Source organism: Corynebacterium suedekumii (genome assembly GCF_030252185.1).
In the GTDB taxonomy this organism is placed as follows: Bacteria; Actinomycetota; Actinomycetes; order Mycobacteriales; family Mycobacteriaceae; genus Corynebacterium; species Corynebacterium suedekumii.
In genome coordinates this window covers 2,693,847-2,720,154 of sequence record NZ_CP126970.1, presented here as the reverse complement: position 1 = coordinate 2,720,154, position 26,308 = coordinate 2,693,847, and the positions used below count along the sequence as shown (strand labels likewise).

Genomic DNA, 26,308 nt, shown 5'->3' with positions numbered 1-26,308 from the left:
GGGGTTTAGAGCCGGTAAACACCGAGAGGACGGCTCCTCTCGGTGTCCAGGTCTCGGTGTCCAGGTCTCGGGGTTCGAGTTCTCGCTAGTACTGGTGGGTCTCCACCCAGGCGACGGCTGCGCAGAGCTCGGGATCGGTGATGTATCCGTCCTGACAGCCATGCAGGGTCTGAATCTCACCGGAAGTCGGATTGTGCTGTCCCTGGTCGTTGGTTCCGTATCCGCAGATAGCTGCGGCGCAGGTCCCGCCGTCGGCGTAGGGAGCGTTGCTCAGATCCTGCGGAGTTTCCTCGCCTGCCGGAATTGCGGCGGCTGGACCCCAGAGATTGTCATAAGCGGGGTCGCCTCCGAGGTTGGCTGCCGTGCAGTTCGCCGGGTCATTCGTCCATGCATCGGTAGCGGCGCACCTGTATCCGATGCCCGGCTCATTCCAGATTGGGGCATTCGCCTGCGGAGTATCCGGAGGAACGGTTTCAGAAGGGGCGGCGGGGCGCTCTCCCGCACCTTGCTGGATCTCAATGCTGGATACGTCGAACACGTGCGTGTTCGGATCAGATCCCGCCGAGAATCTCACGAGCTCGGTGTTCTCAGGAATCGCAAGGATGATGTGACCCGAACGTTTGAGGCCAGGATCCACTGCTGTGGTCAGTTTGTTGTCGGGGTCAAGATCCTCGCAGTCGAAAGCAGTTAGCGAGGTAGTGGCGTAATCTTCCGAGTCCACGGCTGTGAAGTCTGATTCATTCAGCGCGAAGGCCCGCGGCGAGTCCCGGACATTGAACTCACCATCAAGGGTCAGATACTGGGTGCCTTCAGGATCGGTCCCTTCCATATCGGGGTATTTGACCCCGAAGGGACAAGTCTCCGTGAGGGCGGCTTCAGTGAATGTGACTTCAATATCGCAAGGGTCGTCACCACATTGAGTGATTGCGATCCTGCTGCCCAGGGTGAGCACTTGCAACTTGGCGGGAGCGTCAGTAGTTGCTGCGCTTGTTTCGGCGCTTGTGGAGGGCTGTGCAGCTTCCTGTGTGTTAGCACATGCAGTAAGGCTGAGTGCTAGGGCGCTGGCTGCGACTAATCGGCGAGCGATCATGGTGCTGTCCTTTGTTGGGGTTCGCGTCAGATCCAGCGGAGGTCAAAAATGAGAACTGTTTCCCTCATGATGCTGAGGGAGAGCAAAGCGAACCGGCCCGCAAATCACAAACGCAGAGATGAAATCGGTGAGGATTCCATCTTCTCCTGTATTTGCCGTGTAGGGGCCGAATTCCGTGTCTCGGGGTTTGGCTCGGCGGCAGTAGAACGCGAACTCAGGACCACGACAGGACCCGCCCTTTCGGGGCTGAGGCACAGTAAAACCCGAAAGGAGTCGTCCTTCCGGGTTCCTGGATTCGCGTTGTACCGGTCTGTCGGAGGCTACCCAGCGTCGGCTTCCTGGTTCTCGTCCTGCAGGGCCTCGATGAGTCGGTCGTCGCTGTTGCGCGGCACCCATACGGTGATCTGCTTCATGCCGGTGCCGGCGAGGAGGGTGTAGGCGTCGAAACCTTCGGGGCTGACGGCTTCGAGGATGTCGGACTCGGCGAGGTCGTCGCCGAAGTCGGGGTCCAGGTCGAAGGAGAGGTCGCGGACGTTGTTGTCCACGGTCAGGCGGAGGCTGCCGGTGGTGGTGCTGCCCGGGTCGGCCATGATGATGACGTCGCGGATCTGGTCGGCGGTGCCGGCACCGGTGGCGGCGTCGGCGATGAACTCCTCGAGGTCGGCGACCTCGATGCGGCTGAACTCCTCGGCGTCGATGAAGACGCGGTTGAAGACGGGGGAGCCGACCTCGTCGACGAGGGTGAGCAGGGTGGTCAGGGGGCGGCGTCGGAAGCCGTCGATGCCCTCGGGCTGGTTGGCCTCGAGATCCTCGACGGTGACGTCGCGGCGTGGGTGGAACTCGTAGTCGGCGAGGGTGTTCAGGCCGTCGTAGAGAAGCGCCTGGTCAGACCCGACACGCGCACCAGCGGCAGCACCAGCCGTAGCGGCGGCGGCACCGAGCACGGCGGTGTCGGCGCCGGCGTGGGCGTCGAAGGGGATCGGCTCGTCGGTGGTCTCCGGGGTATTGGGGGCCTCGTAGACCGCGGCCGGCTCGACGGGGGAGTCGGTGGACGGGGCGGTCAGCGGTGCGTTGGCGCTCGGGTCCTCGACGTTGAGAGCGCCGTCGGCGACCGGGTCGAAGGGCTCGGGGGCGTCGGTGGTCTCCGGGGTGTTCGGGGACTCGTAGACCTCGGTGGGTTCGACCTCCGGGGTGGCGACCGGCTCCGGCTCAACGTCGACCACCGGTTCGGCGGTGTCCTCCGGTGCGGCGTACTCTTCCGGGACTTCTCCGACGGGTTCGCCGTCGACGAGATGGACGGCGTCGCGGTCGGAGTCGAACTCGGAGTCGTCGACATCCTTGTCGGGTTCCGGCACCGACACGGGGGCAGGCTCCGTAACCGGTTCCGCAGCCGGCTGGACAACCGGCTCAGCTACAGCCTCGCGGGAGTCGTCGAGTGTCTCGCGCACCTCCGACTCCGCCGGGGCGGTGTCCTCGCCGACCTGCCAGGAGAACTGTGCCTCGTCGGCCTCGACACCGTCGCGGAGGTGGCGGGCGTCCTCGTCCTCGACCTGCCAGGCGAACTGGGTCTGCTCGTCGCCGGCCTTGTCCGGGGTGCCCTCAGAGGTTTCGTCCATTCCGAGGAGTTTCTTCCAGAAGCTCATGCGTGCGTGTCATCCTTCGTGTCATGATCGGTGCCGGCGTGACGGTGGTGGCGCAGACCGCCGACGAGGCGGGTCTCCGCGGCGGCGTCTTCGTCTGCAAAGATACGCGCGAGCGCATCGGCGTGCCGGTCTTCGACCCAGGTGTGGATCGCGTAGTCGCCGGTGGCGACCCAGCGGTGGCCTTCGGGGGTGGCGTCCTCGAAGAGTTGGCGGGCGACCTCGGGGTCGATCCAGTCACCTTCGACGGCGATGTCGAGGTGGACGGGTTCGCCGCCGCGGAGGTAGGACAGCTCGCCGATGGGGTTGTCGGCGAAGTCGGGGCCGAAGTGGAGATCGCAGTGGATGCGGGTGAAGCGGTCGCGGGTGCCGGCGGCCTCGGAGATCTGTTCCAGGAGGTGTGCATACGTGTCGTTGGACTCGACGCACTCGGGATCGAAGAGGAGGACCCGGGAGAAGAGGGGCCTGCCTTCGTCGTCGTCGAGGCGCAGCAGGGCGGTCATCGCCTCGGTGCGGAAGCCGTCGACGCCGCCGTAGAAGTCGAAGTCGATGTCGTCGACGGTGATCTCCCGTCGGGGGACCATGCCCAGGTCGGCGGCCCGGTCGAGGGCGACGTAGAGGACCTGTGCCGCCTCCCGGGGATCGCAGCCGAGGTCGACGGTCGCGTCGCTGTCGCCGCTCAGGCGACGTCGGGGTGTGGCGGTTCCGGTCGCCCGGGAGTCAACGATCTGCTCCGCGCCGGAAAGTCCGAGAAGTCTGTTCCAGAAGCCCATGATCTGTCCTGCCGAATCTCGTGAAGAGCAATAGGGTGGCGTTGATATACATCACCCTATCCCGCAGAAAAGTTTAGCGCTGCCCCCGGAGGCAACGGATCAGAAACGTTCGCGGGAACGACGGGCGAACTTGCCGTAGTGGTCCTCCTGCTCGTCGCCGTAACGGGCGCGACGGCGGGCGGGCGCGGCAGGTGCCTCATCGACTGCGGCGTCGGCGTCGACCCCCGCATCACCCTGAGTGCCGGAGCCTGCGGTGGTGTCCACGGGGACGTCGAGAAGCTCCTGCTCCTCGCGGCGCACGCGGCGGCGTTCGCGGATCTCGGCCCAGATGAAGTAGCCCAGGCCGATGGGCGCCATGATGCCGAAGGCGATCCACTGGAAGCCGTAGGACAGGTGGGAGCCGCGGTCGAGTTTGGGGACGGGGATGGCGCGGAGTTCGCCGGGCTGGCCCTCGGAGAGCTGGAGGTAGTCGCGGGCGAGGTCGGTGCCGGTGATGGCGGAGATTTCCTCGGTGTTGATGCCGTAGACCTGCTCGAAGCCGGCCTCGGTCATCGGCGCGCTGGGTGGGGTCGGCTCGTTGAGGCGGGCGTGCCCGGTGATGGTCACCGGTTCGGTGGGGGCGGGTTCGATGTCGGGCTGTCCCTCGACGGGGACGGAGAAACCGCGGTTGACCAGGATCGTCTCGCCGGAGTCCAGCTGGAAGGGGGTCAGCGCGTGGTAGGCGGGGGAGGACTCGACGGGGCGCAGGCGCAGGATGACCTCGTCCTCGGGCAGGTAGCGGCCCTGGAGGATGACGCGGGACCATTCCTCGTTGGGCTCGATCTCGCCGGCCGCACCGAAGACGGAGGTGACGGGGACGGGGTCGGTCTGGAAGGCGGCGTCGATACGCTCGTTGCGTTCGACGATGTCATCGTCCTTGTTCAGCTGCCACGGCGCCAGGAAGGAGAAGGCGGCGTAGGAGAACGCGATGATGGTGAGCACGGCGATGATCCATCCGGGCGTGAGGAAGGACCGCCAGCCTTTGCGTCGGCCGGTCGCGGTGCTTCCACTGCTGCGCTCACTCACACCGGTTGAGTCTACCTACCGCTGCAAGCCGGCCCGAACCTGCTCGTCCGCCTGCTCGTTCACCCACGCGAGGATGCCGTCGACGGCGGCCTCGATCTGGACGCGGGTCTCGGTGAAGCCCTCCGGGCCGCCGTAGTAGGGGTCGGCGACGGAGGCGTCCTCCTCGGCTGCCGGGTCGAAGCTGCGCAGCAGGCGCACCCGGTCCTCGTCGATGCCGCGGGCGATGAGTTCCGAACGGTGCCCGGTGTCCAGGGCGACGAGCAGGTCCGCGTCGAGGTTGTCGGGGCCGATCTGGGCGGCGATGTGCTCGGAGCCGTCATGGCCGGCGGAGCGTAGTTCGGCGACGGCGCGCTTGTCGGCCCCCTGGCCCACGTGCCAGCCGCCGATCCCGGAGGAGGACACCCGGACCCGGTCGGTCAGGCCGGCGGCCTCGACGGCGTCGCGGACGATGACCTCGGCCATGGGGGAGCGGCAGATGTTGCCGGTGCACACGAAGTTGATGTGCAGGCGGTCATCCTCGTGCGAGGCGGCCTCGGGCGAAGCAGTCATGGACGATACCTTCCAGTTCCTCGGGGGAGTGTGCGGTGGCGCGGGCGGTGGCCCATTCCTCGGGCGTGCCGTAGCCCCAGGTGACGGCGACGGTGTCGATGCCGTGCTCGGCCGCCCCCTCGATGTCGTGGGAGCGGTCGCCGACCATGAGGATATCGGACGTCGCGGTGTCCCACCCGGTGGAGGCCAGGACGTGGTCGATCACCGCCGACTTGGAGCGCCGCGGGCCATCCTCCTGTGCGGCCCCGAGGAAGTCAATGTGCTCGAGGAAACCCTCCCGCGCCAGGATCTTCTCCGCGAAGCTCTCGCCTTTCGACGTCGCCGTGGCCACCGTGTGGCCCTGCCCCTTCCAGCGTCGCACCAGGTCGAGCATGCCGGGGAAGGCGGTGGCGTCCGCCCACCCGCCGCCGGCGGTGTAGTCGAGGTAGATGCCCAGCCCCTCCTGCGCCTGCTCCTCGCTCATGCCGAGTGAGCGCAGCGTCACCTCCATCGGCGGGCCGGGGATCCGGGCGATGAACTCCTCCGGGGGGCGCTCCCACCCCAGGGTGTCCAGGGTGTGCAGGAACCCGGCGCGGATGCCGGGGAAGGAATCGATGAGGGTGCCGTCGACGTCCAGCAGGAGAATGCTCATGGTGTCCAGCCTGCCATCTACACTGGGACGCCATGAAGACCGTCGCCGACATCCGCTCGATCCTGGACACCGCCTACCCACCGCACCTGGCCGAGAGCTGGGACGCGGTCGGCCTGATCTGCGGCGACCCCTCGGCGGAGGTGACCACGGTCGCCTTCGCCCTCGACTGCACCCAGGCCGTCGCGGAGGAGGCCGTGGCCCTGGGTGCGGACATGCTCGTCGTCCACCACCCGCTGCTCATGCGCGGGGTCACCTCCGTGGCGGCGGACACCCCGAAGGGCAAGGTCATCCACACGCTCATCCGCGGTGGGGTCGCCCTGTTCGCCGCGCACACCAACGCCGATTCGGCCCGCCCGGGCGTCAATGACCGGCTCGCCGAGTTGGTGGGCATCACCCCGGGGCGTCCGATCCTGCCCAAGGACGGCGCCGCGATGGACAAGTGGGGCGTGCACGTCCCCGTCGACGCCGCCGAGACCGTCACCGCCGCGCTCTTCGACGCCGGCGCCGGCCACATCGGCGACTACGCCGAGTGCGCCTTCTCCTGGGAGGGCACCGGCCAGTTCACCCCGCAGGACGGCGCGAACCCCACCGAGGGCGAGATCGGGGTCACCCACCGCGGCCCCGAACGGCGGGTGGAGTTCGTGGCCCCCGCTTCTCGACGTCGCGACCTCATCACCGCCCTCCGCGACGCCCACCCCTACGAGGAGCCGGCCTTCGACATCGTCGAGCTGCCCGACGCCGCCCCAGTCGACCAGGCCTGCGGCCTCGGCCGGATCGGGCGACTGCCCGAGCCGATGACGTTGCGGGAGTTCACCCAGCAGGTCGCCGACGCCCTGCCTGAGACCGCCTGGGGTGTGCGCGCCGCCGGCGACCCGGAGGCGATGGTGCAGACCGTGGCCGTCAGCTCCGGCTCCGGCGACAGCTTCCTCGACGCCGTCCGCGGCCTCGGCGTGGACGTCTACGTCACCTCCGACCTGCGCCACCACCCCGTCGACGAGTACCTCCGCGCCGGCGGCCCGCCGGTGATCGACACCGCCCACTACGCCAGCGAGTTCCCCTGGACCGCGCAGGTGGCGGGCATCGTGGGGGACCAGGCGGGCGTCGACACGCACGTCATCGATCTCCGCACCGACCCCTGGACACTGTCCGCCCACCCCACCCGAGGAGAATAGAACCCATGAAACTCGATCCCACCCAGCAGGACATCCTCCTCGACCTGGCCACCACCGAACGCTCCCTCGACGTGGTGGGCGACTCCGCCTTCGTCACGCCCGAGCAGAAGGAGCTCGACCGCCTCATCAGCGAGCACGCCCGCATGCGCAACGCCGCCGGCTCCGCCCAGATGGCCGTCGACGACATGGAGGCCGAGATCCTGCGCATCCAGGAGGACGAACGCAGGCTGCGCCGCCGCGAACGCGACGACAAGGCCCAGCTCGCCGCCGAGACCGACCCCGAGCGCCGCAAGGACCTCGAGCACGACCGCTACTCCGCCAAGTCGCGCATCGCCGACCTCATGGGCGAGCTCACCGAGGCCCACAACGAGATCCACGCCCTGCGCAACAACCGCGACGTCCACGGCGCCCGCCTCGACGACCTGGCCCGCAAGATCGAGGTCGCCGAGCGCGCCGCCGAGGCCGCCAACGCCGCCCACGCCGAGCTGCAGAACCCGGTGGAGCGCGTCGCGGAACTGCGCTCCCAGCTGCCCGCGGACGTGCTCGCCGAGTACGACGCCCAGAAGAAGGACTCCGACGTCGGCGCCGCCGACTTCAACGGCCGCACCTGCGGCGGCTGCTTCATCGTCCTGTCCGGCACCGACCAGAAGCGCATCCGCAACGCCCCCGCCGACGAGCTGCCCCAGTGCCCCGAATGCGGCACCTACCTCATCCGGAAGCAGGCCTGAGTCGTGTCGGGGAAGGTGCTGATCTACACCGACGGCGGCTCCCGCGGCAATCCCGGCATCGCCGGCTCCGGCACCGTCGTCTACTCCGAGTCCGGTGAGGTCCTCCGCGAGATCGTCTACGTCGTGGGCAAGAAGGCCACGAACAACGTCGCCGAGTACCACGGCATGCTCCGTGGCCTCGAGGCCGCCGCCGACCTCGGTGCCAGTGTCGTCGAGGTCCGCATGGACTCCAAGCTCGTCGTCGAGCAGATGAGCGGCCGCTGGAAGATCAAGCACCCCGCCATGCAGGAACTCGCCGTCCAGGCCCGCCGCCTCATGGAGCGTTTCGACGCCGTCACCTTCACCTGGGTGCCGCGCGCCAGAAACAAGGAGGCTGACCACCTGTCCAACGTGGCGATGGACGCCGCCGCCCAGGGCCACGCGCCGGGCATCGTCGCCGAGGCGTCCTCGGTGGAGGCGTCGCTGCCGGGCGCCACATCTGCCGAGCCCGCCGAGGAGACCGCGGCTGCGGAACCGGCCGAGGACACCGCGAACGGCACCGCCGGGACCCCCTCCCACTGGACCGGCGCCACCGCCACCCCCACCCGCTTCGTCCTCCTGCGCCACGGCCAGACCACCATGAACGCCGCCCGCCAGTACTCCGGCCGCACCGACACCGCGCTCACCGAGGTGGGTGTCGAGCAGGCGCAGGCCGCGGCACGGCTGCTGGGGGAACGTGGTGACATCGACGTCATCGTCTCCTCCCCGCTGGCCCGCTGCGTGCAGACCGCCGAGGCCGCCGGGGCGGTCCTCGGGCTCGAGGTGGAGGTCATCGACGACCTCATCGAACTCGACTTCGGCGACTGGGAGGGCAAGACCTTCGACCAGGCACACGAGCAGGACCCCGAGCTCCACGACGAGTGGATCACCGACCCGGCGGTGTGCCCACCGAACGGGGAGACCCTGGAGGCCCTGCACCGCCGGATCCGCAACGTGCGCCGCGACCTGGTCAAGCGCTATGAGGGCAAGACCATCCTCGTGGTCAGCCACGTCACGCCGATCAAGTCGTTTCTCCGGCAGGCCCTGGACGCCGGCCCGCAGGTGTTCTCCCGGATGTTCCTGGACGTGGCGTCGATAAGCGTCGTCGAGTTCTACGCCGAGGGTGCCCGCATCGGGTCCTGCGTGCGGACCTTCAACGAGACCTCGCACCTGCGGTGATGGTGCCGGCGAGGGTGGGGGAGTAGGATCAGGCCTCGCGAATGAGTCGGCCGGGTGATCGCGGCCCCCGAACCCCACCTGCACGGGTGGAGGCGGGTGTCGAGGAAAGTCCGGACTCCACAGAGCACGGTGGTTGCTAACGGCAACCCGGGGCGACCCGCGGGCACGTGCAACAGAAAGTAGACCGCCTGTCTCCCTCGCGGAGGCGGGTAAGGGTGAAAGGGTGCGGTAAGAGCGCACCGGCGGGCCAGGTGACTGGTCCGGCCAGGTAAACCCCACCGGGAGCAAGGCATCAAGGTCTGCCACGTCGCAGACCGGATCGGACGTTCGAGGGTGACTCGCCCGAGTTCGAAGGTAGCTGCTTGAGGCGGCCAGTGATGGTCGACCCAGATGGATGATCACCGCCCTCACGGGAACAGAATCCGGCTTAGAGGCCGGCTCATTCGCCCACTTTCCTCACGCCCGCGAAGTAGCCTGTGTGGGTAGGCTGTGTGCCAGATCACACGGCACCGCGACGAGGAGCACCCATGTACCTCAACCCCTTCTACACCCCCGAGGTCCACGGCCCCTACGAGATGATCAGCATCGGCCGGCTCGAGCTCGAACGCGGCGGGGTGATCGAGGACTGCCGGCTGGCGGTGCGCACCGTCGGCCAGCTCAACGAGGCGAAGGACAACGCCATCCTCATCCCCACGTGGTTCACGGGGACGCACCAGGCGTGGATCGACACCTACATCGGGCCGGAGCATGCGCTGGATCCGTCGCGCTTCTTCATCGTCATCGTCAACCAGATCGGCAACGGGCTATCCACCTCCCCGCACACCACCGACGACGAGTCCATCGCCATGTCGCGGTTCCCCTTCGTCACCATCGGCGATGACGTGGTGGCCCAGGAATGGCTCCTGCGCGAGCACTTCGGCATCACGGAACTGTTCGCCGTCGTCGGCGCGTCCATGGGCGCGCAGCAGACCTACGAATGGGCCGTCCGCTTCCCGGACCGCGTCCACCGCGCCGCCCCCATCGCCGGCACCGCCCAGAACACCCCGCACGACTTCCTGTTCACCCGGGTGCTGCTCGACGCCGTCACCTCCGACCCCGGCTTCAACGACGGCGAGTACGCCTCGAACACCGACGTCGTCGAGGGTCTGGGGCGCCACGCCCGGGTGTGGGGAGTGATGGGCCTGTCCACCGAGTGGTGGAAGAGCGGGGCCTGGCGCGCGCTCGAGTTCGAGACCCCGCAGCAGGTGGTCGAGGGATTCCTCGAACCGACCTTCACCGCGCTGGACCCCAACTCGTTGGTGGTCATGGGCCGCAAGTGGCAGCACGGCGACGTCGCGCTCCACACCGACGGTGACCTCGCCACCGCCCTCGGCCGGGTGACCGCGAGGGTGTTCGTCATGCCCATCAGCGAGGACATGTTCTTCCCCGTCCGGGACTGCGCCACCGAGGCCGACCTGATCCCCGGCGCCGAGCTGCGCGTCATCGACGATGTGGCCGGTCACTTCGGGCTCTTCGGCTTCGTGCCCGAGTACATGGCCCAGATCGATCACCATCTCGGGGAGCTGTTCGCTGTGTAAGAATGGGGCGTCATGAAGCTCTACGCAGCGCCCCTCAACTTCCGTGGCCTCGCCGAGGAATTCGACGTCCCCACCGACTTCACCCCGGAGCTGCACGCCGAGGCCGCGGCGGCGACCGACCGCTTCGCCGACGAGCGCCGTGACGCCCGCGGCATCCCCCTGGTCACCATCGACCCCGTCGGCTCGAAGGACCTCGACCAGGCCGTCTACCTCGAACGCACCGCCGGCGGCTACCGCGTCCTCTACGCCATCGCCGACGTCGCCGCCTTCATCGAACCCGGCTCCGCCCTCGAGGCCGAGTCCCTGCGCCGCGGGCAGACCATCTACCTGCCCGACGAACCCGCCCGCCTCCACCCGCCGGAACTGTCCGAGGGTGATGCGTCGCTGCTTCCCGACGTCGACCGGCCCGCCGTCCTGTGGACCTTCGACCTCGACGACGCCGGCGAGGTCACCTCCTTCCACCTCGAACGCGCCCTGGTCCACTCCGTCGCCCGCCTCGACTACGACGGCGTCCACGCCGACTACCTCGCCGGCACCATGCACCCGTCCATCGAGCTCCTGCCGGAGGTGGGCCAGCTCCGCGAGGTCTCCGCGTTACGACGCCACGCCATCAACCTCCGCATCCCCGCCCAACGCGTGGCCACCACCGACGACGGCCAGTACGAACTCATCACCGAACCACGCCACGAGGTCATGGACTGGAACTCCGAGATCTCCCTGCTCACCGGCATGTGCGCCGGCCAGCTCATGGTGGAGAAAGGCCAGGGCCTGCTGCGCACCCTCCGGCCGGCCACCGAGGAATCCGAGGCCGAGTTCCGCACCGAGGCCCTCGCCCTCGGCTTCGACCTGCCCGCCGACCGGGAGATCGGCGAGTTCCTCCAGACCGTCGACGCCACCGCACCCCTGGGCATGGCCGTCATGCGCGAGGCCCAGAAGCTGCTCCGTGGCTCCGGCTACGCCCGCGTGGACAACGGTGACGCCGAGGTCCACGCCGGCATCGGCGGCTACTACTCGCACGTCACCGCACCCCTGCGCCGCCTCATCGACCGCTTCGCCACCGAGTACTGCCTGGCCCTGATCCAGGGGGTCGAGGTGCCCGCGTGGGTCACCTCGCGTGCCGACGAGGTCATCGACACCATGAACCGCACCTCCGCCCTGGCCAACACCGTCGACCGGGCTGCCCTCGACCTCACCGAGGCCACCGTGCTGGCCCCCTGGGTCGGCCACAACTTCCAGGCTGTGGTCCTCAGCTCCGACGCCGAACGCGACACCGCCCGCATCCTGCTCACCGACCCGCCGGTACTCTCCGACACCCTCGGCGCCCCACCCCTGGGCACGACGACCACCGTCTCCCTCATCCGCGCCGACGTGGCCACCCGCGACGTCGCCTTCGCCTGGCCGGCGGACTGACATGGAGCCCTTCGTCTCCCGGGTGCCGGAGGCCTAACTCGACGATCTCCGCGCCCGCCTTCTCACCGCCCGCCTCCCCGAGGCCGAACCACCCGGCGACCACCCCTGGCACCGGGGCGTCCCGCTCGCCGACCTGGTCACACTGGTGGAGTACTGGCGCACCGACTATGACTGGCGCGCCTTCCAACGGCGCCTGGACGAGATCGGCCAGCACCGGGTCGAGATCGACGGCCTGGGCATCCACTGTCTCCGCCGACGTTCCCCGCGGGCGGACGCCACCCGCTCATCCTCACCCACGGCTGGCCCGGCAGCGTGGCCGAGTTCGTCGACATCATCGACGAGCTCGCCGATCCCGCCGACCCGGCCCAGCCCGCCTTCCACGTCGTCGCTCCGTCCCTGCCCGGCTTCGGATTCAGCGACAAACCCCGGGTCACCGGCTGGGGGACCGAGAAGATCGCCGCCACCTGGGTCGACCTCATGGGCCGCCTCGGCTACGACCGCTTCCTCGCCCACGGCGGCGACTGGGGAGGGGTGATCACCACCATCCTCGGCGGCCGCTTCCCCGGGCAGGTCATCGGCATCCACACCACCTTCGCCGAAGGCCCGCCCGGCCTGCCGGTCAGCGAGCTCAGCGACGCCGACCGCGCGATCGTCGAGGCCAACCGCCACTTCTGGACCGAACGCGCCGGCTACGCCAAACACCAGGCCACCGGCCCGCAGACCATCGGCTACGCCTCTCGTCGACTCCCCGGTCGGCCAACTGGCGTGGATCCTGGAGAAGTTTGCCGAATGGTCCGACACCGACGACAGCCCCTTCGAGACGATGCCCCGCGACCGTGTCCTGGACAACGTCACCCTCTACTGGCTGACCCGCACCGGCGCCTCCGCCGCCCGCATCTACGCCGAAAGCCACGGCGCCCTCGACCCGGCCCTGCGTGTCGACGTCCCCACCGCCGTCACCAGGTACCCCGCCGACATCAGCTCCCACTGCCCCCGCCCCTGGGCCGAACAGCGCTACCGCCGCCTCGTCCGCTGGAGCGAGCCGGACGTCGGCGGCCACTTCCCCTCACTTGAGGTCCTCGAGGTCTTCATCGCCGACCTGCGGGCAGGGCTGCGCGCCGTCCTCGGGTGAGCATTCGGGTAGCAGGACGTCCCGGAAATCCGGGTTTTCGGTGCATTCCTGCCACCCGAAGGAACATCAGCGGCGGAGAGTCGCGACCCCGCCGACCCCCAGTTCCACGACGAGCAGCCCGTCCGCGGACAGATCCGCGGTGAAGTTGTCCGTGTGCCGCTTATCGACGCCCGCGATCACCGCCGCTGAGGTCCCCGCCGACGCCGCCCGCGCCCCCAGGGCGCCCCGGGCGTTGCACAGCTGAACCAGCTCGGTGGCACCCGTGAGACCGTACTGGCCGGTCAGGGCCACCTCCGACTCGGCGAGCAGCGGCCAGACGTCCTCGATGCGCCGCGACCGCAGCGCCCGGCCCAGCTGCTGGGCCCGCCGGGTCTCCGACTCGTCGAAGGACAACCAGCCGGCGGCCTGATCGGCGGTGGGCTGGTTCTCGGTGCCGTGGACCTTGTGGACCGCACGGAGCCACTCCAGGACGCGCTGCGGGGCGTCGGGAAGCAGGCGCAGCGACTCCGCGCCGAAGGCGTGGCACGCGTTGTCGAGGAACTCGCGACGCTCCCGGATCAGCTCCGCCTCATCGACCTCAGGGCCGGGAACGGCGACCGCGACGAAACAGACACCCGCGGACATCGGGTGCGGGGCGTGCGTGACCGATCCGTCGGCGTAGTCGATGACCGAGACCGCGTCGGCGACCCCGCGCAGGGCGGTGGTGTGACGGGCGCGCAACGGCGGGACCTCGGAGAACATCTCCGCCGCCTGCGCACACACCTCGGCCAGGCGGGCCCGCATGGGGGCGTCGTCGATGTCCTCGGCATCCCCCTGGAGGGCGAGGGCGAACGCCGCCTCGAGGGACGCGTTGGCACCCAGACCGGCGCCGGCCGGGATGTCGTCGACGACCGTGACGTCCAGGCCCGCGGTGTCCCGGGACAGCAGTTGACGATGGATCATCGTCCACACGATGCCCGCCAGCCGGGCGGCGAGCCCGCCCTCCGGGGCGGGGGGAGTGGTGGTGCGCCCGCGGGCGTCGATTCCCGACTGCTGGCCGGCCGCCCGCTCCGCGATCGCCCCGGTGCTGATCTCATCGGTGTCGGCGTCCGCCCCGGGGACGTGCCGCGTGACCCGGATGAGGTCATCCTGGCGGGGAGAGAACGCCACCGCCACCCGCTGGGCGGCCTGCCCGACGAGGACGACCCCGCCCGCGTAATCGACGTGCTCACCCATGAGCAGCCACGTCGCCGGGGCATCGGCGGCATGCGTGGCCTCGACCCCGGTGGCCTCCCGGTGGGCGGCGACCACCCGGTCGAGGGCGGGGCTGTCGGCGGTGGGCCACATCGGCATGTCGGGGTTCTCCTTCAGGAATCTTCGATTGCAGTCGACGACTAAATCTCCTCCACCTTAGCCCCGCTACCGCGGCCCGTCCGCAGGTAGCCTGGGCAGCACCAGACTCACAGACTCTTCAGGAGGACACCATGGCAGACACCGAGAAGTGGTACTTCGACCCCACCACCGGCAGCGTCGAGCAGGGCAAGGTCGGTAGCTGGGACGAGCGGATGGGTCCCTACGACACCCGCGAGGAGGCCGCCCGCGCCCTCGAGGTCGCCGAGGCCCGCAACGCCGCCGCCGACGCCGAGGACCAGGCCGACGAGGACTGGGGCAAGCCCGCCTCCTGGGAAAAGCCCTGACACCCGCCCCGCAGACCGACATTGACACCGCCACCGCGAACCGAGCTGGTTCGCCGTGGCGGTGTCGTCGTCGCTGAGGCGACCTACGTCGTGCGCTACTTCTTGCGCCGCTTCCGGTCACCCTTCTTCGCGCGCTTCTTGGCGGAATCCTTCACGTCCTTCATCAGCCGCTCATAGGCGGCCTTGATGGCCTTCACCTCGTCGTTGTAGTCATCGAGCGCCTTGAGGCCGATGGAGCGCTCACGCTGGTAGAGCACGCCGTAACCGAAGGTGTCCTCGCCGCGGCGGTGGGCGTGCTCGGCGAGCTTGACCAGCCGGTCACGGGAGGTCACCGAATCCTGGAAGTCGCCCAGGCTGGACTGCATGGCCTTGCAGGCGTTGTAGAGGCGCCTGGTCTTCAGGCTCGTCGCCGCGCCGACGGCCTCGGCCGCGTAGCGCAGCTTCTTCGCCGACTTGCGCATGTCGTGGAAGTACTCCTCCCGCTCGTGCAGCGTCAGTTCCCGGTTGTCCCAGTTCTCCACGGCCTTGCGGTGGCGCTTCATCAGCTTCCTGTAGGCCTGCTCAAGGTGCTCGGACAGCAGCGCCTCGACCTCCTCGGGGGACTGGGCCTGGGTGAGGACCGGTGCCGCTGAGTCTTCCGCGTCCTCGGTGTCCGCTGTGTCAGCGTCGTCCTCATCGGCCTCGGGCACGATCTCGCTGTCGGCGGCCAGGGCCTCATCGGTCGGGGCGCCCTCGGCGACCATGTCGGCCTCGTCCTCGGTGGTGTCCTCGGCCGGGTCCGGGACCTCGACGACGGTGACCTCCTCCGACTCCACTGCCGGATCCTCGCCGGGTTCCTCACCGTCCGGCTCCACCTGCGGTTCGGCACCGGGGGTCGGCGGGTGGGCCAGCAGCTCGTCGATGGCGTCGAGGAGGTTGAGGTAGCGGTCGGAGTTGAGGGTGGCCACCACCCGGCGGTGAGCGCGGCGGTACTCGGTGCCCATGTCCTCGCGCAGGTGCAGCTTCGTCTCCTCGTCCAGGACACTGGAGTCCTCCAGGTCCAGCAGCTGGTGGAAACGTTCCTCCACCACCTCGGCGTCGCGGGCGTGGCCGAGCATGCCGGCGAGCAGCTTGAGCTCGGACTCGATGTAGGTGACCTCCTCGCCACCGAGGATGCCGTCGAAGGTCTCCATGTGGCTGCGCAGCTCGCGGGTGGCCACGCGCATCTGGTGGACGGAGTCCCACTCGTCGCGACGCACGCGCGGGTCGTAGTCGAGCAGTTTGTCGCGGTTGAGCTCCAGCGCGGCGATGACGGCGGCGGCGGGGGAGTCCTCGTCGATGTCGGCGCGCTGGCGGAACAGCGGCTGCGGGGCGTTCTGCTCGGAGTCGCCGAGGGCCATGACCAGCTTGGAGGGGAGGAGGACACCCGCGCACCGGCGCCGACGAGAAGCGGGGTGGCAGACTGCATGAGGGCGGTGCCCTCCGGGGTGCCGGGCAGGTCACCGGCGAGTTCGATCTCCCATTCGCGCCACGAGGTCTGCTCGCCGCCGGGCAGCAGCGACCAGGCGGTGACGTGGTCGTCGCAGAACTCGGCGACCGGGGTGCCCTCGGGACCGAGCAGGGTGGATTCAACGCGCTCGTTGTCCACCTGGGCGATGGGGATCAGCTCCCGGCGACGGATGAGCGCGCGGACCTGGGACTCGATGTCGCGGGGAACCTGGTGGCGGCCGTCGACCAGCTCGCCGATCGGGGCGTGGATCTCCAGGCGGCCGTTCTCGCCGGGGAGTTTGATGTGCCAGCCGTCGTCCTCGCCGCCCTCGCGACGTCGCAACGTGATCTTCGAACGGGTGAGCCGGAGATCCTCGGTGTCGTAGTAGATCGCCGAGAGGCGGTGCGTCCGGGTCTGGCCCACCTCCTCGACACCGGTGATGCGGGTGAGGTCGGGGGTCGTGACATCGTCTGCCACGGCGAACTTGGCTTCGACCTCGAGGAAGGTGCGGGTGCTCATCGCGAACTCCTGTACAACGGCGGTGGGGTGGCTACAGCTGATCTGTCGCGTCCCAGCCTACCGCCGGGTCGTGGGTGAGTCGGGAGCTGTCGGCCGCGGCGTAGCCGTCCCGCCAGCCCCCACTGTGGCGGGCGGCGAAGGACATCGAGCGGGTGCGGTGGAAGGCGGAGTGGAGGTAGTCGTCGACCTCCGCGCGGCGATCATCGAGCAGGACGAGGGCACGGTCGTCGCCCGGGCGGGTGTCGCTGAGTCCGGTGTTGGCCTCCTCGAGGAGATTGCCGATGCGGGCGGCGTAGGACAGGAGGAAGGCGCGACGGTAGGCGGTGGTGTCACCCGCGCGGGCGGCCTCGGCAGCACCCGGGGAGGTGCGCATGAAGTAGTCGCGCTGCCGGTTGAGGCTGTGGAACAGCTCGACGGTGTGCCGCACGTCCTGCGGGTGGCCGATGACCGAGGCGATCTCCTGCCCGCCCATGAGGATCGTCGAGCAGGAGTTGGCGCCGGCGACGCGGTGGAGCAGGAGGAACTGGTGTCGGACCCACGGGGCGACGAGGTGGACCCGGAGGGCGACGAGGGGGTGGTCGTCGAAGGAGCCGCCGCCGTCCGCTGTGTCCGCGGCGTCCGCTGTGTCGACGGTGTCCAGCCGGTGGCGCTGACGCAGCTGCTGCGCCTTGGCCACCAGGGACTCCGCCTCGGCCTCGAAGGTCGTCGACTCCGCCTTGCGGAGCAGAGCGGTGATGCGGGTGAGGATCCGCTGCTGCTCCGGGTCGGCCTCCACGGCTGCGCCGGGGTGACCTTCCAGGTGGTCGAGGTCGGTGAGGATCGCGGCGTCGGCAAGCTCGGGCAGCAGATCCACCTGGTCGAGGATCTTCTCCAGCTGGGCGCTGCGGTAGTCCGGGCGGGGAGTCGGCCGGCACTGCTCCTGCCAGGCGCGGCGGACGGGTGCGGCGACGGTGGCGGGGATGCGGTGGTGGGCGAGGAAGAGGAGGTGGTCGATGCCGGCGCCACAGAGATGGCGCAGGTCCGCCGGGGCCCAGCCGCGGCAGGCGGCGGTGGCGATACGGTCGACGATCATGGTGATGAGATGGCGGTGATAGCGGGTGCCGGGGCTGTCACCGACACCGTTGTCGCGGTCCAGGGCGTCGGCCTCGGCGAAGGCGCGGGCGAAGGCGGGGAACAGGGAGCTGGTCATGGGGGAGTCCTTCCGGGACGTGTTCACTGATGTGTTCGCTGATGTGTTCGACGCCAGTCGACCATGCCGCCCCGACACCGCCACCCCCGCGGGACCCGGCGAGCCCTGGCGGCCTGCGGGAACAACCCCGGACATCCACCCCGACCCGCCGCCCGTGTCGGGTGGCGTCATTAGGGTTGGGGGCATGAATCGTCAACAGGAATTCGTGTTGCGCACCGTCGAGGAACGTGACATCCGCTTCATCAGGCTGTGGTTCACCGACATCCTCGGGTACCTCAAGTCCGTCATGATGAGCCCCTCGGAGCTCGAGGGCGCCTTCGACGAGGGCGTCGGCTTCGACGGCTCCTCCGTCGAGGGGTTCTCCCGCATCTCCGAGTCGGACACCATCGCGCTGCCGGACCCGTCGACGTTCCAGATCCTGCCCTTCGACTCGGCCACCCCGGAGATCCAGTCGGCCCGGATGTTCTGCGACATCACCACCCCCGACGGCCAGCCCTCCTGGTCCGACCCGCGCCAGATCCTGCGCCGGCAGCTCACCAAGGCCGCCGACGACGGCTTCACCTGCATGATCTCCCCGGAGATCGAGTTCTACCTGATCAAGCAGAACCAGGACCTGACCACCCTGGAGCCGACGGACAACGGCGGCTACTTCGACCAGGCCACCAACAACATCGCGCCCCGGTTCCGCCGGGAGGCGATGATGGCGCTGGAGTCGATGGGCATCGCCACCGAGTTCTCCCACCATGAGACCGCGCCGGGCCAGCAGGAGATCGACCTGCGCCACGCCGACGCCCTCACCATGGCCGACAGCATCATGACGTTCCGCTACCTGATCAAGCAGGTCGCCGTGGACAGTGGCATCCGCGCCACCTTCATGCCCAAGCCGTTCACCGAGCACGCCGGGTCCGCGATGCACTCGCACATCTCCCTGTTCGAGGGCGGCACCAACGCCTTCCACGACCCGGACGACGAGATCTCGCTGTCGCAGACCGCCAAGCACTTCATCGCCGGCATCCTCCACCACGCCACGGAGATCTCCGCGGTGACCAACCAGTGGCCGAACTCCTACAAGCGCATCGTCTTCGGCAACGAGGCACCCACCGCCGCCACCTGGGGAGTGTCCAACCGCTCCGCCCTCGTCCGGGTGCCCACCTACCGGCTGGCCAAGGAGGATTCCCGCCGGGTCGAGGTCCGCTCCATCGACTCCGCCTGCAACCCCTACCTGGCCTACTCCGTCATCCTCGGCGCCGGCCTCAAGGGCATCCGGGAGGAGTACGAGCTGGATGAGCCGGCGGAGGATGACATCTCCCAGCTCACCCGCCGTGAGCGCCGGGCGATGGGCTACAAGGATCTTCCCTCCTCCCTCGACCAGGCGCTGAGGGAGCTGGAGAAGTCCGACTTCGTCGCCGACATCCTCGGCGAGCACGTCTTCGAGTACTTCCTGCGATCCAAGTGGAACGAATGGCACAGCTACCAGGAGCAGATCACGCCCTGGGAGCTGCGCAACACCCTCGACTACTAGACCCACACCCAGGAGCTGTCCCACCTCATGGCCGCTACCGCCACACCCCGCCCGAGTGTTCCCTCGCCCGCCGTCCTCAGCCTCACCAGCCCCCGCGCGGGCGAGGACCTCGCGTGGCTCGGCTGGGACAACACCGAATCCGTCGACCTGCTGTGGGGATTGTCGAGCGCGGGTGACCCCGACCTGGCGCTCAACACGCTCATCCGGGTGATGACCTCCCTCGAGGACGGCCGAGAGGAACTGGACCGGGCGCTGCGCGAGGACACCGACCTGCGGATCCGCCTGTTCGCCCTGCTCGGCGGTTCGACCGCCCTGGGCGATCACCTGGCGGCCCATCCCGAGCTGTGGCGGGAGCTCCAGCGCGAGCTGCCCACCCGGGAGGAGCTGCTGCAGGAGATGCTCGGCTGCGTCGAGGCGGTCCCGGCCACCGTCACGCTGGCGGAGGACACCGACACCGATGTCGCTGACCGCGGCCCCGACACTGCCACGCAGGACCTGACCACCCCGGGCACCTACCGCGCCGGTCTCTCCGGCCCGGAGGCGACGACGGCGCTCAAGCTCACCTACCGCACGCTCATCATGCGGATCGCCGCCCATGACCTGGCGGGCACGTTCGTCTCCCGCCGCGGGGCGGAGCTCGCCCAGCCGGTGGTGCCGTTCACCGAGGTCACGGGGTTGCTCACCGCGCTTGCCGACGCCGCCCTCACCGCCGCCCTCGCCGTGGCCCTGGCCGGGGTCTACGGGGAGTCGGACGTCGACTCCCGGCTGGCAGTCATGGCGATGGGCAAGTGCGGGGCGGGCGAACTCAACTACATCTCGGACGTGGACGTCATCTTCGTCGCCGAACCCCCGAGCCCGCGGGCGACCCGCGCGGCGGGGGAGTTCATGCGCATCGGGTCGGCCGCCTTCTTCGAGGTGGACGCGAACCTGCGCCCGGAGGGCAAGTCCGGCGCGCTGCTGCGCACCCTGGACAGTCATGTGGCCTACTACCAGCGCTGGGCGGAGACCTGGGAGTTCCAGGCCCTGCTCAAGGCGCGACCGATGACCGGGTACCTGCCGTTGGCGCAGGCCTACCTGGAGGCGCTCGCACCGATGGTGTGGACGGCGTCGCAACGCGACTCCTTCGTCGACGATGTCCAGGCGATGCGTCGCCGCGTCCTGGACAACGTCCCGGAGAACCTGCGCACCCGCGAGCTCAAGCTCGGCGTCGGCGGGCTCCGTGACGTCGAGTTCGCTGTGCAATTGCTCCAGCTCGTCCACGGCCGCTCCGACGACACCCTGCGGACCCTGGCCACGGTCGAGGCGCTGCAGGCCCTGGTCGACGGCGGCTACGTCGGCCGGGAGGACGGCCAACAGCTCATCGAGGCCTACGAGTTCCTCCGCCTCCTCGAGCACCGCCTGCAGCTGCACCGGCTCCGCCGCACGCACACCCTGCCGGCGGACGAGGACGAGAAGAACCTCACCTGGCTGGCTCGGACCAGCGGATTCGCCGCCGAGGGGAAGAAATCCGCCACCGAGGTGATGCAGAATCACCTGCGCAAGATCCGCCTGCGGATCTCCGACCTGCACTCCCGCCTGTTCTACCGGCCGCTGCTGCACACCGTGGTCAACATGTCCGTTGACGAGCTCACCCTCTCCCCGGAGGCGGCGAAAATCCAGCTCGCGGCCCTGCGCTACCGCCACCCGGAGCGCGCGTTCGAGCACCTCACCGCCCTCGCCGCCGGCGGCTCCCGCAAGGCGAAGCTGCAGGCCATGCTGCTGCCGACGCTGATGACCTGGCTGTCGGAGACCGCCGACCCGGACGCCGGCCTGCTCAACTACCGCAAGCTGGCCGAGGCCGCCTACGACAAGGTGTGGTTCCTGCGGATGCTCCGCGACGAAGGCGTCGTCGGCCAGCGGCTCATGCGGATCCTCGGCACCAGCCCGTACACCTCGGACCTCATCATCTCCGCGCCCGACATCGTCAAACAGCTCGGCGACGGTGCCACCGGGCCGAAACTCATGGAGGTCGCCCCCGACCAGGTGCACAAGGCGCTGGTCGCCAGTTCCAAACGCCACGCCGACCCCGACAAGGCCGTCAACGTCGCCCGCTCCCTGCGCCGGGTGGAACTGGCCCGGATCGCCGCCGCCGACCTGCTCGCCTTCATGCCCGTCGACCAGGTGTGCATGGAACTCTCCCTGGTGTGGGACGCGGTGCTCCAGGCCAGCCTGCTCGCGGAGGTGCGGGCTGATCTGCGGGAACGCGACGCGGACACGCCGCCCGGTTGGATCGCCATCATCGGCATGGGCCGCCTCGGCGGCGCGGAACTCGGCTACGGCTCCGACGCCGACGTCATGTTCGTCGTCGAACCCGCCGACGGCGTCGAGGACCATGACGCCGTCAAGTGGGCCATCACCATCGTCGACCGCATGCGCAGCCGGCTGTCCAAACCCTCCGGCGACCCGCCACTCGAGGTCGACCTCGGCCTGCGCCCCGAGGGTCGCTCCGGCGCGACCGTGCGCACCATCGAATCCTACGAGCGCTACTACCGCGAGTGGGGCGAGGTGTGGGAGACCCAGGCGCTCCTGCGCGCCACCGTCGTCGCCGGCGACCCGGGCGTCGGCGAGAAGTTCCTCCGCATGATCGACGAATTCCGCTACCCCGACGGCGGAGCATCAGCCAGCGCGATCCGCGAGATCCGCCGCATGAAGGCGCGTATCGACGACGAACGCCTCCCCCGTGGCGCCGACCGCAACACCCACACCAAACTCGGCCGCGGCGCCCTCACCGACATCGAGTGGACCGTCCAGCTGCTCACCATGATGCACGCCCACAACCACCCCGAGCTGCACAACACCTCCACCCTGAAGATCCTCGACGTCCTCGCCGACAAGGAGATCATCGCCCCCGCCAAGGTCCGCACCCTGCGCGAGGCCTGGCTCATGGCCACCAACGCCCGCAACGCCCTTGTCCTCGTCCGGGGCCGCCGCACCGACCAGCTGCCGCAGCCCGGCCCGGCGCTCGCCCAGGTCGCCGGCGCCGCCGGCTGGGACCCCGAGGACTACCAGGGCTTCCTCGAGGCCTACCTTCGCATCACCCGCCAGGCCCGCAAGGTCGTCGACGAGGTGTTCTGGGGCGAGGAGACCCTGGAGCCCTGAGCGGTTCCGATCCCAGAATCAGCGGGTCCCCCGCATCCACTTCGATACGGGGGACATCGGGTTGCGGATCAGGCGCCGAGAGTGAAGAGATCGACGAGGAAGCCGGTGGCGCTGCCGGTGACGAAGGCATCGGCGATCGGGCCGAGGTCGAGGCCGTCAATGAAATCGAGAACGCCGAGGTAGAGCAGGACAGAAGACATTTTTCTGGGTTCGTTTGTGCAGATGGATGTTTGGTAAAGCTCGCTTATCGTACGTCTATGACCTCGGACATAATTTTTGAGGTCGGGCGAAGCAGGTCCGAGCACCCCTCGTCCGGGGTCAGGCGGAACCCCTAAGGCCCTGTCGACGAACTTGATGCACACCTACGCTGGGTCATACCCCGACACATAAAGGAGCCACCATGGCTGTTTCCCTGTCCATCGACCTCTCCGACGCCACCTTCGCGGACCTCCGCGCGCTTGTCGACGCCGCCCGCACCGCCGGCGTCTCCGACACCTCCACCCTGGAGCTGGAGGACACCACCCTCATCGTCGCCGCCGACAACACCGCCGGCCGACCCACCCCGCCCGACCCGGAGACCCCGCCGCGTCCGCCGCACGCCGGCCCCCACAACCCGCGGGGCGCTGCGATCGGCGACGCCGCCATCCGCAGCGTCATCGACATCCTCACCGGCCGTCAGGAGCCGCCGCGGGGTGGGAACTAGTATTCACAGCCCGGTGCCATCTGCCCGTCAGGACCAGACCCTAGGGTCGGCGTCATGACCCGCTGGATGAGACTCCGACAACTGGCGGTCGCCACGACCCTCGTCAGCCTGCCGCTGGCCGGCGGGGTGGCGGTCGCCCACACCATCGACGACCTCGGCGCCTCCGTGCAGACCGTCCGCGGCCTGGAGCCCGCCGAACCCACCGGCCCACCCGGTGTCGACCTGGGGACGCAGCTCGGCGCTGAATGGAATGACCAGCGTGGCCGCTGAATCACTAGCATGGGAACATGTTCATCACCTCGGTGCGCCTGGACCACATCAAGGACGAGTCCTACATCCGGACTCTTCCTGCCGTCCGCCACCTCGAGGTCCTCGACGGCCTGCGCCTGCACCACCCGGTGACCTTCTTCGTCGGTGACAACGGCGCCGGCAAATCCACCCTCGTCGAAGCCATCGCCATCGCCGCCGGTTTCCCCGGCACCGGCGGGCCCATCCGGGAGGTGCTGCCCACCTCCGCCGTCCCCACCGAATCCGCGCTGTCGCGCTGGATCACCCTCCGCGGCAGAGAACTGCCCCTGCGCGGCTACTTCCTCCGCGCGGAGACCCACTACGACACCGTGAGCGCCTTCGACAACAAGCAGTGGGCAGACCCGGCGGAGTCCCGCCACCTCATGTCCCACGGCGAATCGGTGCTCTCGGTTCTGGGGGACCACGTCGACGGCGCCGGGCTCTACATCTTCGACGAACCCGAATCCGGCCTGTCCATCGTCCGGCAGATGGCCCTGGTGGCCGAGATCCAGCAGGCGGTGCAGCGGGGCGGGCAGTTCATCATCGCCACCCACTCGCCGATCATGCTCGCTGTCCCGGACGCCACCATCGTGGAGATCACCGAGGACGGCATGGTCGAGACCGTCTACGACGAGGCCGAAGCTGTCGTGGCCACCCGCGAATTCCTCGAGGATCCCGAAGGGACCCTGAAGTACATCCTGGAGTAGACGGACAAAGACGAAGCGCCGCCTCCCGAGTGGGAAACGGCGCAGAGGCTGGGTGGGTTACTCGCAGGCGATGCCGTCGTAGTCACGGTCGAGGCGGGGAGCCTCGTAACCCGGCTGGCCGCGGTAGAGCGGTGCCTTGCCGGCAGCACGGACGGCGTCGCAGTTGCGGTAGTAAACGGAGTTGGTGGCCGGCGCCGGAGCAACGGCCTGGCGGGCGGGGGCCGGAGCTGGGGCGGGAGCCGGTGCAGGCGCGGGGGCCGGTGCGGGCGCGGGGGCCGGTGCGGGCGCGGGGGCCGGTGCCGGTCCCGGAATGATGCCGGGCAGCGGGTTGGGAATCATGTGCTGCTGGATGGCCCAGTACACGCCACCTGCGATGAGCCCCGCGACGGCGAGGACACCGACGACGAGGGCGACGTCGCCCCCGGAGGAGCCCTCGTCGGTGGACTCAGTGTCGGTGGTGGTGCCTGAGGTGGTGCCGTCGTCCGTGGTGGTGACCACGGACGTGGTGTCCGGGGACTCGGAGGACTGGGCGGTGGCGGGCTGGATGGTGCCAAAGGTCAGGGCAGTCGCCGCGACAAGGCTGACGAGGATCTTTCGCATGACCTTATCCTTGCAGAAGCCTGTCAGAAACTTGAATGCCAGCCGAGAACGGGGGTAGTCGTTGCAGGTGAGACGGTGAATGTGCGGAAGGGTCGGTGGGTGAGGAGAAGGGGGCGTCGATAAGCGGGCGAGGGTGTCAGCCCTCGGTGGAATCTACGATCCTCACGTTGTTCTCGCCGGACTTCGCGCGGGCGGCGCGGCGGCGGGTGACGGCGATGCGGGAGGTGATCAGGCCGGCCATGCCGATGGCCCAGGTGATGGTGACGGCCCACCAGGCGAAACGGAAGTCGGCCCAGGAGTAGGCCTGGCCGCCAGCGGAGTAGTCGAGCATGAAGCCGACGATCTGGGCGGCGAACATGCCGGCGAAGAAGCCACCCATGTTGGCCATGCCGGTGGCGGTGGCGACGATGCGGCGGTCGAGACCCTCACGGATGTCGTCGAAACCGTAGTTGGAGGACGCGGTGAACGCGGCCATGACGATGTTGACCACGATGATCGCGGTGACGCCCCGGGGTTCGGCGGGCAGGAAGAAGATGATCCAGGCGGTGCCGATGAACCCGGCGAAGGTGAGCGACGCGAGGATGCGGTTGCGGCCCAGCCGGGCGGAGATCGGGCCGAGCAGCGGGCCGGCGACCATCGAGGTGATGACGTTGACGGTCAGGACCAGGCCGACGGTTGCCGGTGACAGTCCCATGCCCAGCGACATCAGCGGCACACCCCACAGCAGGGTGAACACGATCTGCGGCAGCATCGCGGAATAGTGGTTGAAGAAGCCCTGCCAGCACAACGGCTCCCGGAACACGGTGGCCAGGGCGGTGCCGATGGGCATGCGGTCCTGCGCGGCGAGCTTCTTCTCCCGCACGGCGTCCGGGTCCTTTCCCTTGCGGGCGGCCTCCCAGGTCTCGGGGGAGTCGGCGACGGCGACGCCGGCGGCGATGGCGATGAGCAGGCCGACGGCGCCGAGGCTGAGGAACGCCGGAGTCCAGCCGGGGCCGTGGAGAAGAGCGAGGAAGGGCACGGCGGAGAGGAACTGGCCTGACTGGCCGAGTGCGGCCGTCAGCTGGGTGAAGGTGGGGGTCTTCTTCAGTGGGAACCAGTAGGGCAGGATCCGCATGACCGACAGGAACGCCGTGGCGTCGCCGGCGCCGATGAGGACGCGGGCGACGATGGCGACCGAGTAGGAGGTGGTCAGGCCGAGGGTGATCTGGCCGATCGCCATGATGACGGCACCGATGACGAGCATCCGGCGTGGGCCGAAACGGTCGATGAGCATGCCGGTGGGGATCTGGGCCAGGGAGTAGACACCGATCTGGACGGCGGTGAAGACGGCGATGCGGGAGGCGTCGACGTCGAAGCGCCCGATGGCGTCGACCGAGGCGACGCCGAAGGAGGTGCGGCCGGTGATGGCGACGATGTAGACGAGAACGGCCGCCACCCACACGGTCAGCGCCTTGCGCGTGACCTGCTCGCGGGGGTGGGGCACCAGTCTCGTTTCACTCACAGGTGACCACCTTAGACGCTGTGGTCGGTCCAC

Annotated in this window: 22 protein-coding genes, 1 other RNA gene and 2 pseudogenes; 13 read left to right on the top strand and 12 right to left on the bottom strand. The window is 69.1% G+C overall.

Annotation, left to right across the window (positions count from 1 at the left end):
• Positions 1-85: 85 nt before the first annotated feature.
• The 6 genes from QP029_RS13560 to QP029_RS13535 all read right to left on the bottom strand — a co-directional run bounded on the left by QP029_RS13560 (position 86) and on the right by QP029_RS13535 (position 5,748).
• A complete protein-coding gene (locus QP029_RS13560; protein ID WP_284874777.1) occupies positions 86-1,090 on the bottom strand; it encodes a hypothetical protein in 1,005 nt (334 codons plus the stop codon).
• Positions 1,091-1,410: 320 nt separating this feature from the next.
• The gene (locus tag QP029_RS13555) at positions 1,411-2,733 is read right to left on the bottom strand and encodes a hypothetical protein (protein ID WP_284874776.1); all 1,323 of its coding nucleotides are present in this window, start codon (positions 2,731-2,733) and stop codon (positions 1,411-1,413) included.
• On the bottom strand, positions 2,730-3,503 hold the full coding sequence (locus QP029_RS13550) for a hypothetical protein (RefSeq protein ID WP_284874775.1): 774 nt from the start codon (positions 3,501-3,503) through the stop codon (positions 2,730-2,732). The genes QP029_RS13555 and QP029_RS13550 overlap by 4 nt, the downstream gene beginning before the upstream one ends.
• A 99-nt stretch (positions 3,504-3,602) precedes the next feature.
• Positions 3,603-4,568 carry an SURF1 family cytochrome oxidase biogenesis protein gene (locus tag QP029_RS13545; protein ID WP_284874774.1) on the bottom strand — a complete coding sequence of 322 codons (966 nt, stop codon included), beginning with the start codon at positions 4,566-4,568 and terminating at the stop codon, positions 3,603-3,605.
• A 15-nt stretch (positions 4,569-4,583) separates the two neighbouring features.
• Positions 4,584-5,117, bottom strand: coding sequence for a low molecular weight protein-tyrosine-phosphatase (locus tag QP029_RS13540; protein WP_284874773.1), 534 nt, complete (start codon positions 5,115-5,117; stop codon positions 4,584-4,586).
• The gene (locus QP029_RS13535; protein ID WP_284874772.1) at positions 5,080-5,748 is read right to left on the bottom strand and encodes an HAD hydrolase-like protein; all 669 of its coding nucleotides are present in this window, start codon (positions 5,746-5,748) and stop codon (positions 5,080-5,082) included. The genes QP029_RS13540 and QP029_RS13535 overlap by 38 nt, the downstream gene beginning before the upstream one ends.
• A gap of 32 nt (positions 5,749-5,780) precedes the next feature.
• On the opposite strand from QP029_RS13535, the gene QP029_RS13530 reads away from it, so the two are divergent.
• The 7 genes and pseudogenes from QP029_RS13530 to QP029_RS13500 all read left to right on the top strand — a co-directional run bounded on the left by QP029_RS13530 (position 5,781) and on the right by QP029_RS13500 (position 12,964).
• A complete protein-coding gene (locus QP029_RS13530; protein WP_284874771.1) occupies positions 5,781-6,920 on the top strand; it encodes a Nif3-like dinuclear metal center hexameric protein in 1,140 nt (379 codons plus the stop codon).
• Positions 6,921-6,925: 5 nt separating this feature from the next.
• Complete coding sequence (locus QP029_RS13525) at positions 6,926-7,648, top strand: zinc ribbon domain-containing protein (RefSeq protein WP_284874770.1); 723 nt, start codon at positions 6,926-6,928, stop codon at positions 7,646-7,648.
• A 3-nt stretch (positions 7,649-7,651) separates the two neighbouring features.
• Positions 7,652-8,845 carry a bifunctional RNase H/acid phosphatase gene (locus QP029_RS13520; RefSeq protein WP_284874769.1) on the top strand — a complete coding sequence of 398 codons (1,194 nt, stop codon included), beginning with the start codon at positions 7,652-7,654 and terminating at the stop codon, positions 8,843-8,845.
• 42 nt (positions 8,846-8,887) lie between these two features.
• Positions 8,888-9,291: RNase P RNA component class A (rnpB, locus tag QP029_RS13515), an RNA gene on the top strand.
• 81 nt (positions 9,292-9,372) lie between these two features.
• Positions 9,373-10,422 (top strand): alpha/beta fold hydrolase, encoded by a 1,050-nt coding sequence (locus tag QP029_RS13510; protein WP_284874768.1) that lies wholly within the window; start codon positions 9,373-9,375, stop codon positions 10,420-10,422.
• Between the two features lie 12 nt (positions 10,423-10,434).
• Positions 10,435-11,832 (top strand): RNB domain-containing ribonuclease, encoded by a 1,398-nt coding sequence (locus QP029_RS13505; protein ID WP_284874767.1) that lies wholly within the window; start codon positions 10,435-10,437, stop codon positions 11,830-11,832.
• Position 11,833: 1 nt separating this feature from the next.
• A pseudogene (locus tag QP029_RS13500) lies at positions 11,834-12,964 on the top strand (epoxide hydrolase family protein).
• A gap of 66 nt (positions 12,965-13,030) precedes the next feature.
• Here the strand turns inward: QP029_RS13500 and QP029_RS13495 are convergent.
• Positions 13,031-14,296, bottom strand: a complete 1,266-nt coding sequence (locus QP029_RS13495) for a galactokinase family protein (protein WP_284874766.1) — start codon at positions 14,294-14,296, stop codon at positions 13,031-13,033.
• Between the two features lie 131 nt (positions 14,297-14,427).
• Between QP029_RS13495 and QP029_RS13490 the strand changes: the two genes are divergently transcribed.
• Positions 14,428-14,640, top strand: a complete 213-nt coding sequence (locus QP029_RS13490) for a hypothetical protein (RefSeq protein ID WP_284874765.1) — start codon at positions 14,428-14,430, stop codon at positions 14,638-14,640.
• 95 nt (positions 14,641-14,735) lie between these two features.
• Here the strand turns inward: QP029_RS13490 and QP029_RS13485 are convergent.
• Both QP029_RS13485 and QP029_RS13480 read right to left on the bottom strand, forming a co-directional pair.
• Positions 14,736-16,627, bottom strand: a pseudogene (locus tag QP029_RS13485) (CYTH and CHAD domain-containing protein).
• A 31-nt stretch (positions 16,628-16,658) separates the two neighbouring features.
• Positions 16,659-17,816 (bottom strand): DUF2786 domain-containing protein, encoded by a 1,158-nt coding sequence (locus QP029_RS13480; protein ID WP_284874764.1) that lies wholly within the window; start codon positions 17,814-17,816, stop codon positions 16,659-16,661.
• Between the two features lie 184 nt (positions 17,817-18,000).
• Between QP029_RS13480 and glnA the strand changes: the two genes are divergently transcribed.
• Entirely contained in the window at positions 18,001-19,338 is a 1,338-nt protein-coding gene (gene glnA / locus QP029_RS13475; RefSeq protein ID WP_284874763.1) for a type I glutamate--ammonia ligase, read from the top strand.
• A 27-nt stretch (positions 19,339-19,365) separates the two neighbouring features.
• Positions 19,366-22,476: a bifunctional [glutamine synthetase] adenylyltransferase/[glutamine synthetase]-adenylyl-L-tyrosine phosphorylase gene (locus tag QP029_RS13470; protein WP_284874762.1), complete on the top strand. Its 3,111-nt coding sequence runs from the start codon at positions 19,366-19,368 to the stop codon at positions 22,474-22,476.
• 68 nt (positions 22,477-22,544) lie between these two features.
• Here the strand turns inward: QP029_RS13470 and QP029_RS13465 are convergent, their stop codons facing one another.
• A complete protein-coding gene (locus tag QP029_RS13465) occupies positions 22,545-22,676 on the bottom strand; it encodes a hypothetical protein (RefSeq protein ID WP_284874761.1) in 132 nt (43 codons plus the stop codon).
• Between the two features lie 200 nt (positions 22,677-22,876).
• On the opposite strand from QP029_RS13465, the gene QP029_RS13460 reads away from it, so the two are divergent.
• Genes QP029_RS13460 through QP029_RS13450 form a run of 3 tightly spaced genes read left to right on the top strand, consistent with a single transcriptional unit; the run spans position 22,877 to position 24,174 of the window.
• Positions 22,877-23,179, top strand: coding sequence for a hypothetical protein (locus QP029_RS13460; protein ID WP_284874760.1), 303 nt, complete (start codon positions 22,877-22,879; stop codon positions 23,177-23,179).
• 54 nt (positions 23,180-23,233) lie between these two features.
• A complete protein-coding gene (locus QP029_RS13455) occupies positions 23,234-23,449 on the top strand; it encodes a hypothetical protein (RefSeq protein ID WP_284874759.1) in 216 nt (71 codons plus the stop codon).
• A 17-nt stretch (positions 23,450-23,466) separates the two neighbouring features.
• On the top strand, positions 23,467-24,174 hold the full coding sequence (locus QP029_RS13450; protein WP_284874758.1) for an AAA family ATPase: 708 nt from the start codon (positions 23,467-23,469) through the stop codon (positions 24,172-24,174).
• Positions 24,175-24,231: 57 nt separating this feature from the next.
• Here QP029_RS13450 and QP029_RS13445 read toward each other — a convergent pair whose 3' ends face one another.
• Positions 24,232-24,774 carry an excalibur calcium-binding domain-containing protein gene (locus QP029_RS13445; protein ID WP_284874757.1) on the bottom strand — a complete coding sequence of 181 codons (543 nt, stop codon included), beginning with the start codon at positions 24,772-24,774 and terminating at the stop codon, positions 24,232-24,234.
• 136 nt (positions 24,775-24,910) lie between these two features.
• Positions 24,911-26,275, bottom strand: coding sequence for an MFS transporter (locus QP029_RS13440; protein ID WP_284874756.1), 1,365 nt, complete (start codon positions 26,273-26,275; stop codon positions 24,911-24,913).
• Positions 26,276-26,308: the final 33 nt, after the last annotated feature.

What these genes read in the sequence shown, in the direction of transcription:
- QP029_RS13560 (WP_284874777.1), bottom strand. Translation starts at nt 1,090, where the DNA reads ATGATCGCTCGCCGATTAGTCGCAGCCAGCGCCCTAGCACTCAGCCTT.
- QP029_RS13555 (WP_284874776.1), bottom strand. Translation starts at nt 2,733, where the DNA reads ATGAGCTTCTGGAAGAAACTCCTCGGAATGGACGAAACCTCTGAGGGC.
- QP029_RS13550 (WP_284874775.1), bottom strand. Translation starts at nt 3,503, where the DNA reads ATGGGCTTCTGGAACAGACTTCTCGGACTTTCCGGCGCGGAGCAGATC.
- QP029_RS13540 (WP_284874773.1), bottom strand. Translation starts at nt 5,117, where the DNA reads ATGACTGCTTCGCCCGAGGCCGCCTCGCACGAGGATGACCGCCTGCAC.
- QP029_RS13535 (WP_284874772.1), bottom strand. Translation starts at nt 5,748, where the DNA reads ATGAGCATTCTCCTGCTGGACGTCGACGGCACCCTCATCGATTCCTTC.
- QP029_RS13530 (WP_284874771.1), top strand. Translation starts at nt 5,781, where the DNA reads ATGAAGACCGTCGCCGACATCCGCTCGATCCTGGACACCGCCTACCCA.
- QP029_RS13525 (WP_284874770.1), top strand. Translation starts at nt 6,926, where the DNA reads ATGAAACTCGATCCCACCCAGCAGGACATCCTCCTCGACCTGGCCACC.
- QP029_RS13510 (WP_284874768.1), top strand. Translation starts at nt 9,373, where the DNA reads ATGTACCTCAACCCCTTCTACACCCCCGAGGTCCACGGCCCCTACGAG.
- QP029_RS13505 (WP_284874767.1), top strand. Translation starts at nt 10,435, where the DNA reads ATGAAGCTCTACGCAGCGCCCCTCAACTTCCGTGGCCTCGCCGAGGAA.
- QP029_RS13495 (WP_284874766.1), bottom strand. Translation starts at nt 14,296, where the DNA reads ATGCCGATGTGGCCCACCGCCGACAGCCCCGCCCTCGACCGGGTGGTC.
- QP029_RS13490 (WP_284874765.1), top strand. Translation starts at nt 14,428, where the DNA reads ATGGCAGACACCGAGAAGTGGTACTTCGACCCCACCACCGGCAGCGTC.
- QP029_RS13480 (WP_284874764.1), bottom strand. Translation starts at nt 17,816, where the DNA reads ATGACCAGCTCCCTGTTCCCCGCCTTCGCCCGCGCCTTCGCCGAGGCC.
- glnA (WP_284874763.1), top strand. Translation starts at nt 18,001, where the DNA reads ATGAATCGTCAACAGGAATTCGTGTTGCGCACCGTCGAGGAACGTGAC.
- QP029_RS13470 (WP_284874762.1), top strand. Translation starts at nt 19,366, where the DNA reads ATGGCCGCTACCGCCACACCCCGCCCGAGTGTTCCCTCGCCCGCCGTC.
- QP029_RS13465 (WP_284874761.1), bottom strand. Translation starts at nt 22,676, where the DNA reads ATGTCTTCTGTCCTGCTCTACCTCGGCGTTCTCGATTTCATTGACGGC.
- QP029_RS13460 (WP_284874760.1), top strand. Translation starts at nt 22,877, where the DNA reads ATGGCTGTTTCCCTGTCCATCGACCTCTCCGACGCCACCTTCGCGGAC.
- QP029_RS13455 (WP_284874759.1), top strand. Translation starts at nt 23,234, where the DNA reads ATGACCCGCTGGATGAGACTCCGACAACTGGCGGTCGCCACGACCCTC.
- QP029_RS13450 (WP_284874758.1), top strand. Translation starts at nt 23,467, where the DNA reads ATGTTCATCACCTCGGTGCGCCTGGACCACATCAAGGACGAGTCCTAC.
- QP029_RS13445 (WP_284874757.1), bottom strand. Translation starts at nt 24,774, where the DNA reads ATGCGAAAGATCCTCGTCAGCCTTGTCGCGGCGACTGCCCTGACCTTT.